This window comes from Pseudomonas sp. LARHCG127, from assembly GCF_052871455.1.
In genome coordinates this window covers 133,772-149,314 of the sequence record NZ_JBIXJT010000001.1, presented here as the reverse complement: position 1 = coordinate 149,314, position 15,543 = coordinate 133,772, and the positions used below count along the sequence as shown (strand labels likewise).

The following is a 15,543-nucleotide window of genomic DNA, read 5'->3' as shown; positions in this document are numbered from 1 at the left end:
TCAATCAGAACTCGAGATTAATCTGTAAACGCGCTTAACAATCATTAGGACCGTCAACAAAAGGTTCACTGAAAAGAAAATAGAGACAGAAATCAAAGCCACCTTATAATCAACAACAATCACCTTTCCAAAAGCATAAATTGGCGAATAACTGTCCTTGAGTAAATATGACAATATCCCGGTGACTATTGAAAATAACGAGATAAGGATTGCATATGAAATACTTGATAGCAACTGATTAAGAAGCTGTGCATGAAGGGAGTAATGCGTATATAAGGCGCCACCCTGATTGATTTCTGGGGTATCACTCATTAAATCAGTTAACGATGTCGCTTCAAAATTTGGCTCCTTCGTTCGCTTCGTATCGATAGCAGCAATCTTTTCCTTGACTCGCTTATTCTGATCATAGACCAGAACCAACAAGTTCAAAAGCAAACCCGCAAAAATTGATGAGACTGACATCAATAAATTAATCAAGCCTGACTTATCCGAAATCCCCAACCAATAGAAAAGCCCGGCAAGCAAAAACGGAGTTATGATGAATATAAAAAAATCAGACCAGTCAATCTTCTTATCCGCATCATATATCGCGGCACGCAGATGCTCTCGAACAATAAAACCGATTCTGATTTTTTTACTCATTTCGAAACCTTTTCCACGAATTCTTTCATTAAAATATTAGCATAGTCGTGTAAACTTTTCTTATCTGGAGCGCCATCCGTAATAATTACATTATCCTCAGTTATTTCAATTGCTGCAATGGGATCACTCATTTTCATTGATACAATTTTTTTTCGGCCATTGGACTCAATAACAGCTCGCACATCTGTGGAAATCTTGCTCAATACTTCAACGGGACTATCCCCACCATCCGCCGCCTTGGACTGTAGAAAAGCAAAGGAGCCAAAACCACTACCACGCTTAGGCTTTATCACAAACTCAGTACGATGAACATCTAGCTGATCTGCCAAATCACCCGCGTTATCCATATCATAATTCGCAAGTCTTATTTCTTTTACGCTCGAATTATCCAACCACTCCTTGACTGTTTTCTCATGAGAGAGAGGGGTAATTCTGACCTTGAGATCGATCTGCCGCTTGAAGTATTCATTAAATTTTTCGTCAAAAAATGACTTAATCCCTCTATTTCCTGCGCTATGCAAAAGCGCAACCGCAGTTTTGCTATTAGAAGGCACGCAGAAGTTAAAATAAAAAAACCTTACATCAGAATCTTCATGAGTCTTATCGTAGGTCTTGGCTTTAGCTTTTACACTATAAATTGCACCCGGTATTCCATACTCCCCATACTCTACCCACCCAAATACATTTCGTCCCTTGCGGGTCAACTCAGTGACTCGAAATGTCTTTTTTGTTTCAGTGTCGTCATGAACATTATGCGACAACGCCTTAAGAAACGCCTCAATAAAATCGAGCAAGTCCTTAGACCGAACCTTATCTAATACATGGTATCGCTCTAAAAACTCCCCAGGCAAATACTTATCAAAAATCTTAAGCGAATATGGACGAAACGAATGCATAAAAAATCCTTTGTTAAAATTATTTGAATCACGTCACAACAAAAAATTGAGACACAATCGACACAAGAAAAAGGGCTACTCACACATCACCCCTATTAACGCACCAACCCCATCGTTCCCAATGTTACCGGCATGCACTTCCATCGAGACAATATTTGCTCGATAGCTCATACGTAAAACGAGTTAGGTATCTAAAAAAGAAGAACTTGGAAAATCTGAGATTTGCAGAACCACAGCGAACAAGCGAGCCGTGTTTAAAGGAGTGCCATTGAGCGTCGGGCTGACCATTCGTTACGTCCTTTTATTTGTGATGCCGGCATCCAGCCTCCCCGCGAGCTATTCGACCGAACCTCGCGGAGGGTAAGGTAACCGGCGTCCTGCCTGGTTGATCCGTTCTTAATGGGTACAGATTATGCTGGCCGTTTGGTATCGGCAAGGGCTTCAGTCAAATCCTTGAGGCGCTGCTCGATATCCATTAAGCGTTTCTTTTCCTCAGCAGCGCTTTGTATCTCCCGTTTACCCGCCTCTCCCAACGACCGGAACAGCTCAAGCATGGCCTCCTCCCGGGGGTCAATCAGAGCTGGTGTGGGGTTCGTCTCAGGCGCATTGCGAAGCATGGGGCCCTCACCCGCCAGGAGCCAGTCCAGTGAGATTCCTACGGTGTCACTCACGTTTACGCACAACGAATAAGGAATAGACTGACGACTTCGCCAGCTGCCAAGTGTTTGGCGGTTCACATGGAGCTTTCTAGCCAGCTCGCTATCGTTATCAACCGAAAAAACCGTCATCAAACGATCAAGCACGGCGTCGAGCGACGTTTTATTCATTTAGAGTCAATACCGCTTGATTTATGCAAAAAGAGTAAATAGGCTTATGCGTAACGAGTACATCTTAACCAACTAGGAACACATCAACCATGAGCCAAGCCATGGAAAAGCGCCAGATCCAGGCGCGACTGATTGAGCACGGCAGTAATTTCCGCCAGTTCGCGATCAGTCACGGCTACGAGCCTCGCACGGTGACTCAGGTAGTCCAGCGCTGGGCCGGTCACGACACGCTGCCTCGGGGGCGGTTGTCGTTCCGCATTCTGCGTGACCTCTCCAAGGTGATCGGCAAGGAAGTCCTACCCGGAATCCTCGCGGATTCAAACGAGCAAACAGAATGCAAGGCTGTGTGAAATGACTGTAGGGCCGATGGCGCCAGGGAGAAACCAGAACATGAAACGCCCACTACTAGCGACCAAGCGCCAAGTCATGAGCGCAGTCATCTGCGCTTACCCCGGCGGGCGCGAGTGCGCCGCTGCCCGGCTCGGTTATGAACTCAAGAAGTTCGATAACCATGTTTACGAAAACGCCGGCAGCCGCCCCCTGAGCGATGAGCAGATTCATTTGCTCGAGCAGGACGCTGGCACAACTCACTTGCCTGAATACATCGCAGCCATGTACGGCGGCATGTTCGTGCCGCTTGCTAAACCCGAGACGCTGGACAACATCGACCTGTACAGCCGGTCGGTACATGCCGCCGCGAAGCGTGGTTACGTCGATCAGATCATCGCGAAAGCGCTGGAGGACGGGGTAGTTGAACCAGGCGAGGCTGCGGCAATTCTCGGTGCTCACAATCGCTACATGGCTGCGCGCCACTCCGAAGTGCTTGCCACCATCCAACTGCACAGCAAGGAGCGCAAGCATTGAGCACTTACAAGCTGGTATGCCCTCACTGCCTCGGCCGCATGCGTATCCGCACCAGCGAAGGCACGCACATCTTCCTGCGGGTGGCCTACCTGCAATGCACCAACGAGGCCTGCGGCTGGTCGGTGCGGGCTGAGTTCGAAATGACTCATGAAATGAGCCCCAGCGGTATGGCTAACCCCTCCGTCAAGTTGCCCATCGCCGACATTGCCCTGCGCCGTGCTGCGATGAAATCCGCCAACGATCAACCCGACCTGCTCGACCAAATGGAAATGGAGTGTGCGCAATGAACCATGAAGAGCTTGACCACGACTATCGCAGCAGCATGCAACGGGTAGCGTTCGCCTATCTGCAACGGCACGAAGCGCAGCACCTGGTGGACTCTGACCTGCTGTACGAAAACTGCGTTCGGCATATGACCACCGCGTTGGAAGTGCCGGTGTTCATGGCGCAGAAGCTTGTGCACAACGCTTGGACCGAATTACAGGTCATCAACCAGCGCAAGTGGATCGGCGTGGACTGGGGCAACAGCCCGGGCAGCACTGTCGTCCACCTGATCGATACCCGGGCCGACCTTCGGTACCCGGTTCCGGCAAGGCTGCTGCCGCAGACCCTGCTCGCCCAGCGCGATGACGCGCTGAAGCAACACCCTCAGTAAACCCCGTTTAAACAACCCGCCCTGCCCCGCTTCCCGTGGGTTTGGGTGAGCTTTGCCCGAAATCCGAGGTGGACCATGCAAATCGACGTCGCCATCACCGCAAAACTGCCCCGCGAAGAGGCCGAAGCGCTGCTCCAAGCGCTACGGAGCCAGTACGCCCAGCAGTTCAACGAGCATTGGTACGACGACCGTTTTCGCAGGATCCCCGAGGGTTTGCGGCATGGCTCGTTGCTCGCGACCTTCCCGGTGATGGCCGCGCAAAAACGCCTGATTGGCGCCCTTAAATACAGTCTCGGTGAAGTGAAGTAAGACCCGATGAATAAGCGACTCGACATTTCCCATGGCTCAAAAACTTATGTACGTAAGCCCATGGAACACAAGCTGCGCGCTGATGTGCTTCAGCGCCTTGAGTCCGATTACGGCCTGCAACACATGGTTGGCACGAATTACATGCGCAAGGGCACTTGCCCTCAGTGCAACCAGAAGCGCTTGTTTTCTCGCCATGATGAACCCTGGTTTATTCGCTGCGGCCGTGAGGACAAGTGCCGATACCAGGCCCCAGTCAAGGAGCTTTACCCCGACCTTTTTGACGACTGGAGCAAGCGAGCGCCAGCCACCAATGATGAGCCAACAGCTACCGCAAAGGCATACCTCACCTTTGCTCGCGGCTTTCGGCTGGAGCTGATTGAGGGCTGGTACACCCAGGAAAGTTACTTTGACCGCGACCTGAATATTGGCTCGGCCACGGTGCGATTCCCCCTTGAGCATGGCGGGTACTGGGAGCGCTTGATCGACCAGCCCTCACGCTTCGGCAAGAAGAAGGCTCGCTTCCAACCCAAGCAAAGCTACAAGGGCTACTGGTGGTGTCCACCTTGTATCGATGTACTCCAGGTTGATGAACTGTGGATTGTCGAGGGCATTTTCGATGCCATCGCGCTCATTCATAACGGCATTTCCGCTGTTGCAGCGTTGTCCTCCAACGCTTTTCCTGAGGAGTCGTTGAAGGCCTTGATAGCAGGCTGTGAGGGGAAGCCGCCGAAGTTGGTCTGGGCCCTGGATAACGAGCCTGGCGCGCAGAAGTACACTAAATCGTGGGTCAGGCAGGCTCGCGAGCTGGGCTTCGTCTGCGAGGCCGCGCAGATCCCACAACCAGATGCTCGAAAGGTCGATTGGAACGATCTGCATCAACGCTGGGCGTTTCTGGACGGTGACGAGGCACGTGCCCAGCGGATCGACAAAGACCTCAAAGAAGCCAAGCACCAGGGCGCTCTGCTGATCGCCGAGGGCGCCACCGATAAAGCATTGCTCATGTACCAGTGGCGGGAACGGGAGGAGTTTCACTTCTGTTTCGACTCCCGCTTGTACTGGTGGAAGTTGGATATTTCCAAGTTCAACAGCGCCAAACAGGCGCTCGATGACAGCGACAAAAAAGAAGACCAACTACTCAACGAAAAGGCCATTCGCGAAAAGGCACTGCGCATGTCTGGCTGCGTGGTCGAGATCGCGAATTGCTACCCCAAGGCACTGTATTTCCAGCGCAACGAGATAACCGACGAGTCCTGGTATTTCTTCCGCGTCGATTTCCCACACGACGGTGGCTCCGTGAAAAACACCTTCACCGGCGGCCAGGTCGCTGCTGCCAGTGAGTTCAAGAAAAGGCTTCTTGGCATGGGCGCCGGGGCGGTATTCACCGGCAGTGGACAGCAGCTGGACAAGATCATGAAAGACCAACTGTTTGGCATTAAAACCGTCCAGACCATCGACTACGTCGGCTACAGCCGGGAATACGGCTGCTACGTGTTCAACGATGTGGCCGTTCGCGAAGGGCAACTGATCACAATCAACGAAGAAGAGTTTTTCGAGATGGGCAAGCTGAAACTCAAGAGTTTGCAGAAGGGAGTGAAGATTCAACTTACCAAGGATGCGAAAAACTACGACCCGCGCTGGCTAGATCTATTGTGGCAATGCTTCGGTACCCAGGGCATCGTCGCCCTGACGTTCTGGTTCGGCTCACTGTTTGCTGAGCAAATCCGTCATCGTTACCAGTCGTTCCCCTTCCTTGAGGCCACCGGTGAAGCCGGTGCCGGCAAGACGACCTTGCTGACATTGTTATGGAAACTACTCGGCCGTGATGGGTATGAGGGCTTCGACCCGTCCAAATCCACCAAGGCCGGCCGCAGCCGCTTGATGGGTCAGGTGTCTGGCATGCCTATTGTGTTGCTGGAATCCGACCGAAGCGGCGAAGACAAGGCACACACCAAAACTTTCGAATGGGATGAGCTGAAGGATTATTACGGCGGCGGCACCCTAGCGACCAAAGGGGTTAAAACCGCCGGCAACGAGACGTATGAGCCCCCCTTTCGGGGAACGATCGCCATCAGCCAGAACGCGCCGGTGGTGGCCTCCGAAGCGATCATGACCCGGATCGTCAAACTGCACTTCGTGCGACCGAACGTGACCCCAGAGAGCCGCGCAGCTGCGGACTTACTCAACGCCTTGGAAGGCGCGACGCTGAGCAACTTTGTGTTGCAGGCCGTGCGCAAAGAAGCCGACGTCATGGATCTGTTTGCACAGCGCCTGCCCGGCTACGAAGCGAAACTGCGCTGCCTGCACTCGCACTGCTTCGCTTGCGACACTCCTTTCAAAGACGAGCAAAGCGACTGCGTACATTGCGGCAACAAGCTGCGCGGCCACATCCGTGTCGAGCGGATCAACAAGAACCACGCCCAACTGCTCGCATTGCTCGACTGCCTGCGGATGGTGGTTTCGCTCACCGATGCGCAGATCAGCAACACCCGCACTCAGATTATTCGCATGGCGATAGAGCGCCAGGCCTCCATCAGTTCCGATCATCCGGTCGTGGCCGAATTTTGGGAGGTGTACGAGTACCTGGAAGGCCTCGACGCCGATGGGCCCGTGGTCAACCACAGCAAGAAAGACAACATCATCGCCATCAACCTCAACGACTTCGTGAAGTGCGCCGCAGAGCATCGCCAGAAAATTGCCGATGTCAGCGAGCTGCGCGAGCGGCTGAAGGATTCCCGCTCTCGAAAGCTGATCGACATCAACAAGGCGACGGATAGCGCGGTGCGGGCTCACCAGGCCAAGCACAGCAACGCGGTCATCACCAAGCAGCCAATCGTGAAGTGCTGGCACTTTCAGGCCTGACCAATCGACAGCAACACACACCAGGCGCGGCAACGCCTGCCACTCAAGGAGAAGCACCATGCACAACAAAACGCTCAAAGATTCCTTTGACGAGTTGTTCCAGTACCAGGCCGAACGTCCGGCCATCCGCAAAGCCGGCGTCGAGGCGCTGGTTCGCTTGCTGCCGGTCGCGCAGCGCGACACAGGTCAAAGCGGGGTAATCGGGCGTTTTCTGCTCGGGTTGTACAACGGCCCGGCACATCCGTTTGACCTGACCGAGCTGCGCCGTCTCGACGCAGGCCTGTTCGACGACTGCATTGCAGTCCTGCGGCTGGATAACAGCCCCGAGCAAGAGGTTCACACCTATTTCCCCGACGGCGATGAGATCTGGCAGGACCTGCGTAGGGTCTGGGCATGAAGTGGGCACCGAAACGCAACCGAGACGGGCAAGTGCAACAGAACTGTTGGATTACCGATAGCGGCTACACCGTGGCCGAGTGCCGGTTGCCTGAAGCGCGGTACCCGATCACTCGCCCAGGCGGCGAACTGCCTTTCGCGTATGCGAAGGACCGGGACGAAGTCATAGCGATCATCAAGCAAGACCAGGCCAGAACGGCCTGAAAAGACGGTGCCGGGGAGCGGCAACTCCCCGACACCTACCACCAAAGGAGAAGCACCATGCAAGTGAATCAAACCCAAGGTAGCGCCGCAGAGGCTACCACAAGCCCGCTGGGTATCGGCGATACGGTTAGCTACGTGGCAATCAGTGGCGGCGGTCGCAACTATCGCTTCAGTGCTCGCAAAGCTGTGATTGAAGAGATCAACGGCGACGTAGCCACATTGCGTAGCGCCAATGGACACACCACCACCCAGCCGCTGAGCAAATTGACACCGGACGGCCAGCCCAACGCCCTGACGCGCATGCTCATGGGAGGGCAGTAATTATGTCTGTCAGCCCAACGAGGACACGGCCAGCCATGGCAAGTCAACGCCTCGACCTGCCCAGCCGCTGTGATATCTGTGGCAAAGCACGCTCCACCCGCAAGCACCAGGCCTGTAGTCGGATTCGCCAGAAGCGCAAAACGCTGGAGTGGGCAGCTTTCATGGCTGAGCGGGAAGCAATAAGACAAAACCAAACGCGTCGCTACGCACGCTGACAATCAAAAAAGGCGGAACGCGGGGAGCGGCAACTCCCCCACCGCTTACCAGGAGAAGCACCATGCAAGCAAACATGCCCCGTGGGGGCGATGCGAAGGTCCAGGCCAAGCTACGCAAGCTAATGGCCCTCGCAGAGCGCGGCGAAGGCGGCGAGAAGGATAATGCGCAACGCATGCTGAATAACTTGTTAGCGCGTCACGGCTTAACCATCGACGACTTAAACGACGAGTGCCGAGAAATCCGTTGGTTTCCGATTTTGAACGTGTACGACCGTAAGCTCGCGGCGCAGATCATGTCCAAGGTGTGCGACACATGTACACCTGGCCTGTATACCAGCCGGGGCCGACCAAAGAAGGTCGGCGTGGAAGTTACACCGGCTGAGGCAATTGAGTTCGAGCTTCACTACGACGCCTTGCGAAACGCGCTGGCCGCGCACTTCGACGAGGCCTTCTCCGCATTTGTACAGGCCAACCGATTATTTCCCGCAACCCCATCAGGCAGTAAGGAGATGGAGCTGAGCGAGAGCGATATGCGGGTCGTTGCTATGGCTTCAGCGATAAAACCAACGCATGTCCGTCCCCGCCTTGGGCGGAAGGGGAACGTATGACGGTCCTCTTGCTTTTGTACTTATGCAGCGACGCAACTCGTACTGACTGCCAGGTTTTGCCTGCTCAAAGCTGGCATGGGCCGGATGCCTATGAGCAATGTATCGGCGCGTTGCCACGGCTCACCAACGCGCTGAGCGCAACGAATCGGAATAGGCACAGGTTCATTTGCGAGATCCAGGCGAACGAGGCGCAACCTGCAGGACGTGCCGCCCGGCCGACGCTCATTCACCAATCGTTTCGAATTTGAGGGACATCATGAACACAGCCTTTATCCTGATGGCCCAGTACGACGGCCAGGCGATTATCTCGCTGGAGCAGGTTTGCCGGGACTACTTCACGCACCTGACGCCCGACATGTTTCAACGCAAGGTGATGAGCGGGCAGATCAAGATCCCGATCACCCGCCTGGAACGCAGCCAGAAGTCGGCCAAGGGGATCCATATCACCGACTTGGCCGCGTATCTCGATCAACAGCGCGCAGCCGCGGTTAAGGAGAACAACCAGCTCAACGGGTTAAAACACGCCGTTTGAGCCATTTCATTGATGCGGCGCCCAGTTGGACGGGCGCCCTCAATATCTCTTCGTACCATTCCCACTTCACATAGCGATCACCCTTGCCACATAGGTGGGTGTAGCGCCTCAGCGAATTCCAATCCCTGTGTCCTGAAACGCTCGACACCCGGGGAATATCCCAGTCCATTTCGAACAGACGGCTTACACCTTCGTGCCGGAGGTCATGGAAGTGCAGATTCTGGATATTCAAGATCTTGCAGGCCTTCGCCCAGGACGTGGAAATTGATTCAGGGCTATAGGGGAAAATATCTTCGCCGACACGGGGCATGGTCTGGAGGATTTTCCAGGCCTCGTCTGGCACGTAGCACCACACGTCGTTGCCGATCTTCTGGCCTGGGTTCTTCATATCGCGTACCAACACTCGCTGGCCGGGCTCGTCGAGGTCGTTCCAGCGAATCCGGGTGATTTCGTCGAGTCGGCGCGTCGAGAACAGCGCGAAGCCCACCACTTTCATCATGTTGATGATGCTTCGACGCCGAGCCTGCATGTCCTGGTAATGCTTCATGAGCTTGCCCAGCTCGTCCAGCGTAGGGCGCCGGTCACGCTCGCGGCTTTTCAAGTTGTAGCCGAGCTTGCGCAGTACGCGCCGTGCGCCCCCCATCGCCAGAGGATCAAGCTGATAACCCCAAGCGTCTTTGCCAATGGAAAGCACCGCACCGAGGTGGGCCAAGTCGTTGCCGGCGGTCTGCGGCTGTACGCCTCCCCCCTCAGGGCTCATTCGCCATAGCGCGTAATCGACCAGGCATTGCGTGTTGACCTGGGTATCGTCCAGCTTGCCCATGTACGTTTCGCCAATGGCCGTGAGGGTTGCTCGTTTGGTCTTGCCCAGCGGCCGGGCTTTCTCAACCTCGATCAGGTACTGGTCAATCATCTCTTTGAGCGTGACGCCTTTGCGGCTCGCTCGCTCAATCGCACCAGGTTCATCCAGTTCGGATTCACGCTTTCGCGCCCAGGCCTGCGCCGCCTGTTTTCGGGCGAAGGTCTGGCTCTCTTGATAGACTTGCACTCCGTCGCGCTTGATGCGGATCTGAGCCGTGTAGCTAACAGACCCATCCGCCAGTTTTCTTGCCCTGATAGTCGCCATGTCAAAAGTGGTACGCGTCAGTTTTGAAGTGGTACATCGTACCACCGCCCCCTCAAAAACGCCTGAAAACACCCGAAATCACGCCCAGAACACGTTGAAGAAAATGCTAGATAAACAGAGCTTTAGCCCAGTAAATACAAGGCCTACGCTGTCTCGGCGCTTTAGTGTTGCACCCATGATGGATTGGACCGACGCCCACTGTCGCTTCTTCCTACGCATCCTCTCCAAGCACGCCCTGCTCTACACCGAAATGGTCACCACCGGCGCCCTGCTCAACGGTGACCACGAACGCTTCCTACGCCACCACCCATCCGAACACCCCCTAGCCCTGCAACTAGGCGGCAGCGTCCCGACCGACCTCGCCGCCTGCGCCCGCATGGCCCAGGAGCACGGCTACGACGAGGTGAACCTCAACGTCGGCTGCCCCAGCGACCGGGTGCAGAACAACATGATCGGCGCCTGTCTGATGGGTCATCCGGACTTGGTGGGCGATTGTGTAAAGGCCATGCGCGATGCGGTGTCGATTCCGGTGACGGTCAAGCACCGCATCGGGATCAATGGGCGGGACAGTTACGAGCAGTTGTGTGAGTTTGTCGGGACAGTACGCGAGGCAGGTTGCACGAGTTTTACCGTGCATGCGCGGATTGCGATTCTGGAGGGGCTGTCGCCGAAGGAGAACCGTGACATCCCGCCGCTGCGTTATGACGTGGCCGCGCGGTTGAAGGCGGATTTTCCGGAGTTGGAGATTGTGCTCAACGGCGGAATCAAGACGCTGGAAGCCTGCCACGAGCATCTGCAGACCTTCGACGGCGTGATGCTGGGACGCGAGGCTTATCACAACCCGTATCTGCTGGCCGAAGTGGATCAGCAGTTGTTCGGCAGCACTGCGCCGATCATCTCTCGGGCCGAGGCGCTGGCGCAGTTGCGGCCTTATATCGCCGATCACTTGGCCGCGGGTGGGGCGATGCATCACATCACCCGTCACGTGTTGGGGCTGGGGACCGGGTTCCCGGGGGCGCGGCGGTTTCGGCAGTTGTTGTCGGTGGACATTCACAAAACCAAGGATCCGTTGGCGTTGCTGGATCAGGCGGGGCAGTTGCTGGAGGGGCGCTGACACGCGCAAGTTGACGCAAACGCGCTTGGTTGGAAATACGTAACTTGCATTTAACCCAGCACTCGCCTCCAAAAGGGTCGATTGGATCCACAATACTCGCGCCTTGCTCCAACAGTATGTAAAACTGTTGTGCCATCACGGATCACAAGGACGAGTATCCCCATGCAAGGGCAACATCCGCTTATTGAAAAGCTTTTTGAATTCGTCCATGCCGAGCGCGATGCGAACCTTCATCAACTCCTGCAAACCTGGCAGCGCCCGTTACATCAGAAGCTTGAAAAGGGCCTGACCCAAGGCTTCACGCATCTTGAAAAAGCCGACAAGGCTACTTGTCTTTGGGCGTATCTCGATGACAGCGAATCGCGCTTTCGTGAAGGGGACATGCTGCGCTTGCACTTGGGCGATCCGTCCACAGGGTTGTTATGCGCCCGAATGACGTTTGAGCGTGAAGAGGACGGCCGTTGGTTACTGAGCGAGAAACTGGCCAATACAGTCTGGGACAACTATCAGGACGGACCTTGCTACGCCGACATGGACGCGTTGGACCTGACGCCTCGCTATGAAAAGGCCTTGGAAGATATCGCCGATTCGATCAATGCCGATAACATCATTGTCCCGTTGCTCGGCGATGCGCCGGTTATCACATTCAACGACGCAGATCTGGATTACGCCGAAAGGTTCGCCATCAAGAACAAGTGTAACGAGCATCAGGCCCGGGCCGTTGCCATGGCTTTTGCCGCCGAGCAGATTGCTTGCATTCAAGGCCCGCCAGGGACAGGCAAGACCCGTGCCCTGGCGCTTATCGCCCAATTGCTGGTAGAGCGTCACGAGCGGGTGTTCGTCACCTCCCATACGCACATGGCTATCAATAATGCCCTGGCAAAGATTGCCGAGCGAAAAATCCCAACCGTGAAGATTGGTGGTCGCCGGGATGATCTAAGCAAAACCGTTGACTGGGCAAAAACACCTGCCGACTGGGAAAATCTACCGGCGGACGGAAGTGGCTATGTCATTGGCGCGACACCCTTCGCCACCTGCAGCCAGCTGGAGCATTTCAAATTCGACACGGTGATCTTTGACGAAGCCAGTCAGATTACCCTCCCCCTCGCGCTAATGGCCATGCGCAAAGGTAAGCGGTTTATCTTCATCGGAGACCAGAAACAGCTGCCGCCGGTGCTGTTGTCCCAGTCGGTTCTTTCTGGCGAATCGATGTCGATATTCGGTCGTCTCACCTCCCAAACTGCCGACCATACGGTGATGCTCGAAGAAACCTATCGGATGAACCAATGGCTGACCGAATGGCCGAGCAAAAACTATTACAAAGGCAAATTACGGGCTGCAGGCCCTAACAAGGAGCGGCGTTTCAATTACGTTGGTGCAGAGGCCCCTATGAACTGCGTATTTGATCCAGACGCAAGCGCCGTGTTTATTCCCACCACAGACAGAACAGCCAGGACCCGCAACTATCGCGATGCCCAGCATGTACTGGAACTCTGTAAGACCGCCCAGACCATGGGCCTTGCCCTGTCTGATATCGGCATCGTCACGCCTTACCGAGCCCAGGGCCGGGCGATTCGAACGCTGTTGGCGCGTAGTTTCGGGCGCGAGATCGCCAGCACCGTTGTGGCGGACACTGTTGAGCGCATGCAGGGACAGGAACGTGAACTGATCATCGTCTCGTTGGCCAGTGGCGATGAGGAGTTCATTGGCGCTGTGGCGGAGTTTTTCTTCCAGCCCGAGCGATTGAACGTATCCATCACCCGGGCAATGACTAAATTGATCATCATCGGGCCTGAACTGAGCCAAGGAATTGAATGCAGCAACAGCATCACGCAGCAATGGGCCAATGACTATTTGAACCTGATCAGTCGATGCCGCAAAGTGGTGCTCACCCCATGACGCTATTTATCCCTGAATGGCAACGCAGCACTGGCGCGCATGTCCACGTCAAACGGGTGTTGCGCAAGCTGGACGACCACCATGTCGTTCGCCAGTGCCTCCCTCGAGAGGCCTGGGCGCCGGACTTTTTCCTTCAGCACGCACAACATCAATGGCTGGCCATGGTGCTGTGTGAACTCTCTTTTGAAACATTGGACCCTGATCAACTGTTCGCGGCTACCGGACAGCAGGCTTTCAAGGAGTTGCTCTCGCGCCTGGAAGCAACCGAGCCCGACGGGATGCCGACCGGGCAGCGGCTCGGCAGGCTGATCGTCATGTGGAACTGCACACCCGACCAGACCAAGCGGCTGTGGCTGCACTACTCAACGCCTGATGGCCCGCGGCTGATGTCGAAAAACACTTTTATCGAACATGGCCACGAACAACTGCCCAAGTTGCTTAACTCACTGAGCCATGAGGCCAGCGACACGCTCATGGGGCACTACTTTCCAGAGGCGGAAATACCCGCGATATGTACGACGCGCCGGCATTTCTCACGGGATAACTCGGCAAAGACCACTCGATACTTTCTGGACTCACAACAAGAGTGGGCCAGTAAGCTGGATCTGGAACTGCCTGAAGAACAAACGCAAACCTTGAATGATTTTTCGGTGCGTCTGGTCAACGGCGTGGCGGGTAGCGGCAAAACATTGATCGCCGCTAACCGGGCGTTGATCCTGGCAAAGAAATTTCCCGATCAGAAGATATTGATGCTGATCCACAATGTCCCGGTGGTTAAAGACCTCAAGCATCGCTTGAAGAAGGCCAGCCCGGGAGATCTACCGCGCAACCTGACAATCATGACCGCGCTGGCCTGGATACGGCAGCAATGGGTGAATCATTTTGAGCCGCAACCAGAGATGGCATCCCCTATCAAGGTTACAAGCCAGATCGCCCATTATCGAAAAGCCTTTCCGGACCTGAAGCCCGGCGATCAACAACTTCTGGATGAGTTCGACTTCATCAATGAATCACTGATCTGCGACGAGCATGACTATTTGGTTGCTGAGCGCGCAGGCCAAGGGTTTGCCTTGCGTAAGGAAGAACGGGTGCAGGTGTGGTCGCTCTACGGGCAAGTCAATGACGCGCTGAGCAAACAAGGCGCTCGCTTATGGAGTTCATTGTCTCGGGATTTATGTCTCACGAAGCTCGACAAGCTAGATAAATACCAGCACATCCTGGTAGACGAAGCTCAATTCTTTGCGCCGACCTGGTTTCAGCTGGTCAAGAGCACCTTGACCGACTCCGAGGGCAGCCTGTTCTTATGTGCCGACCCCAACCAGGGCTTTTTGAAAAGCCGACTCAGTTGGAAGCGTGTCGGCTTGGATGTGGCGGGTAAAACAAAGAAACTTCACCACTCCTATCGAACCACTCAAGCCATATTACGGGCTGCCGGCCTTGTCCTGGCCGAATTCACCCAAACCGACCCGGACGATTATTTGCAACCTGATTTCGACGGCATGGATGAAGGCGTTGCCCCGCTGTTGATCCGATCAGAGACTCCCCAGGATGCGGTCATACAGACCTATAACGAAATAGAGGGCTACCTGGAAACCCAGCAGATCAATCTATCGAATATGCTGGTTCTGTATGGACGAGACACCAACAAGAAACTCCTGTTCAAGGCGTTGAGCAAGCGATTCGGTTCGCGCAAAGTCTGGGATTTGAACAGCATGGAGTCAGTACACGTGGACGCAGATAACCTACGTGTTTCCAGCCTGGATACTGCTACCGGACTTGAAGCCAGCATCGTGTTTCTGCTGGGCCTGGAAAAACTCATGAAGGAAACGGCCCAGGCCGGAGTGCTTTCGGCCCAGGAGCGTGAACAAAACTCGCGCAAGCTCTATATGGCAATGACCAGGGCCGGCCAGCGACTGATCCTGATCTCGACGGCGCATCTGCCGGAAGGCATTGCAGGCTTGTTCCTGAACGCACAGCAGCCATGACCGTCAGGCAGTGATGTTGAACCTGCGGGCGGTTTTGGCATCGTATCTACCGATACCGCCCCGGCCTTTCAAACAGCCGTTTTCAGGTTGT

The 15,543-nt window shown here is 55.0% G+C and carries 18 protein-coding genes; 14 read left to right on the top strand and 4 right to left on the bottom strand.

The genetic code is table 11. The features are described from left to right. The 3 genes from ACIPQ1_RS00630 to ACIPQ1_RS00620 form a co-directional block, all read right to left on the bottom strand. Positions 1-642, bottom strand: a complete 642-nt coding sequence (locus ACIPQ1_RS00630; protein WP_446533373.1) for a hypothetical protein — start codon at positions 640-642, stop codon at positions 1-3. Beyond that, on the bottom strand, positions 639-1,538 hold the full coding sequence (locus ACIPQ1_RS00625; RefSeq protein ID WP_446533372.1) for a hypothetical protein: 900 nt from the start codon (positions 1,536-1,538) through the stop codon (positions 639-641). Before ACIPQ1_RS00625 ends, ACIPQ1_RS00630 begins: the two co-directional genes overlap by 4 nt. A 410-nt stretch (positions 1,539-1,948) precedes the next feature. Beyond that, positions 1,949-2,365, bottom strand: coding sequence for a helix-turn-helix domain-containing protein (locus tag ACIPQ1_RS00620; protein ID WP_446533371.1), 417 nt, complete (start codon positions 2,363-2,365; stop codon positions 1,949-1,951). Positions 2,366-2,466: 101 nt separating this feature from the next. Here ACIPQ1_RS00620 and ACIPQ1_RS00615 point away from each other — a divergent pair, with 101 nt between their 5' ends. From ACIPQ1_RS00615 to ACIPQ1_RS00565, 11 genes are all read left to right on the top strand, one after another. Further along, on the top strand, positions 2,467-2,715 hold the full coding sequence (locus tag ACIPQ1_RS00615) for a hypothetical protein (RefSeq protein ID WP_144924355.1): 249 nt from the start codon (positions 2,467-2,469) through the stop codon (positions 2,713-2,715). A gap of 40 nt (positions 2,716-2,755) precedes the next feature. Then, positions 2,756-3,229, top strand: coding sequence for a YmfL family putative regulatory protein (locus ACIPQ1_RS00610; protein WP_305389115.1), 474 nt, complete (start codon positions 2,756-2,758; stop codon positions 3,227-3,229). After that, positions 3,226-3,516 (top strand): ogr/Delta-like zinc finger family protein, encoded by a 291-nt coding sequence (locus ACIPQ1_RS00605; RefSeq protein ID WP_003183346.1) that lies wholly within the window; start codon positions 3,226-3,228, stop codon positions 3,514-3,516. Before ACIPQ1_RS00610 ends, ACIPQ1_RS00605 begins: the two co-directional genes overlap by 4 nt. Then, a complete protein-coding gene (locus tag ACIPQ1_RS00600; protein WP_003199719.1) occupies positions 3,513-3,884 on the top strand; it encodes a hypothetical protein in 372 nt (123 codons plus the stop codon). Before ACIPQ1_RS00605 ends, ACIPQ1_RS00600 begins: the two co-directional genes overlap by 4 nt. A 75-nt stretch (positions 3,885-3,959) precedes the next feature. Continuing rightward, entirely contained in the window at positions 3,960-4,193 is a 234-nt protein-coding gene (locus ACIPQ1_RS00595; protein ID WP_446533370.1) for a hypothetical protein, read from the top strand. Between the two features lie 6 nt (positions 4,194-4,199). Further along, positions 4,200-7,052, top strand: a complete 2,853-nt coding sequence (locus ACIPQ1_RS00590) for a toprim domain-containing protein (protein WP_446533369.1) — start codon at positions 4,200-4,202, stop codon at positions 7,050-7,052. Between the two features lie 58 nt (positions 7,053-7,110). Continuing rightward, positions 7,111-7,449, top strand: coding sequence for a DUF7673 family protein (locus tag ACIPQ1_RS00585; RefSeq protein WP_305389110.1), 339 nt, complete (start codon positions 7,111-7,113; stop codon positions 7,447-7,449). Continuing rightward, positions 7,446-7,652: a hypothetical protein gene (locus ACIPQ1_RS00580; protein ID WP_025569819.1), complete on the top strand. Its 207-nt coding sequence runs from the start codon at positions 7,446-7,448 to the stop codon at positions 7,650-7,652. The genes ACIPQ1_RS00585 and ACIPQ1_RS00580 overlap by 4 nt, the downstream gene beginning before the upstream one ends. A 57-nt stretch (positions 7,653-7,709) precedes the next feature. Beyond that, positions 7,710-7,973, top strand: coding sequence for a hypothetical protein (locus tag ACIPQ1_RS00575; RefSeq protein ID WP_446533368.1), 264 nt, complete (start codon positions 7,710-7,712; stop codon positions 7,971-7,973). A gap of 277 nt (positions 7,974-8,250) precedes the next feature. Further along, positions 8,251-8,796, top strand: coding sequence for a DUF2786 domain-containing protein (locus tag ACIPQ1_RS00570; protein WP_305389108.1), 546 nt, complete (start codon positions 8,251-8,253; stop codon positions 8,794-8,796). A gap of 256 nt (positions 8,797-9,052) precedes the next feature. Beyond that, entirely contained in the window at positions 9,053-9,328 is a 276-nt protein-coding gene (locus ACIPQ1_RS00565) for a pyocin activator PrtN family protein (RefSeq protein ID WP_122567964.1), read from the top strand. Here ACIPQ1_RS00565 and ACIPQ1_RS00560 read toward each other — a convergent pair. Further along, positions 9,303-10,454 carry a tyrosine-type recombinase/integrase gene (locus tag ACIPQ1_RS00560; protein ID WP_446533367.1) on the bottom strand — a complete coding sequence of 384 codons (1,152 nt, stop codon included), beginning with the start codon at positions 10,452-10,454 and terminating at the stop codon, positions 9,303-9,305. The genes ACIPQ1_RS00565 and ACIPQ1_RS00560 overlap by 26 nt on opposite strands. A gap of 103 nt (positions 10,455-10,557) precedes the next feature. Between ACIPQ1_RS00560 and dusA the strand changes: the two genes are divergently transcribed. From dusA to ACIPQ1_RS00545, 3 genes are all read left to right on the top strand, one after another. Next, entirely contained in the window at positions 10,558-11,568 is a 1,011-nt protein-coding gene (dusA, locus tag ACIPQ1_RS00555) for a tRNA dihydrouridine(20/20a) synthase DusA (RefSeq protein ID WP_446533366.1), read from the top strand. A gap of 162 nt (positions 11,569-11,730) precedes the next feature. Next, on the top strand, positions 11,731-13,467 hold the full coding sequence (locus ACIPQ1_RS00550; protein ID WP_446533365.1) for a DEAD/DEAH box helicase: 1,737 nt from the start codon (positions 11,731-11,733) through the stop codon (positions 13,465-13,467). Beyond that, entirely contained in the window at positions 13,464-15,452 is a 1,989-nt protein-coding gene (locus ACIPQ1_RS00545) for a UvrD-helicase domain-containing protein (protein WP_411386952.1), read from the top strand. Before ACIPQ1_RS00550 ends, ACIPQ1_RS00545 begins: the two co-directional genes overlap by 4 nt. The last annotated feature ends 91 nt before the right edge of the window (positions 15,453-15,543 follow it).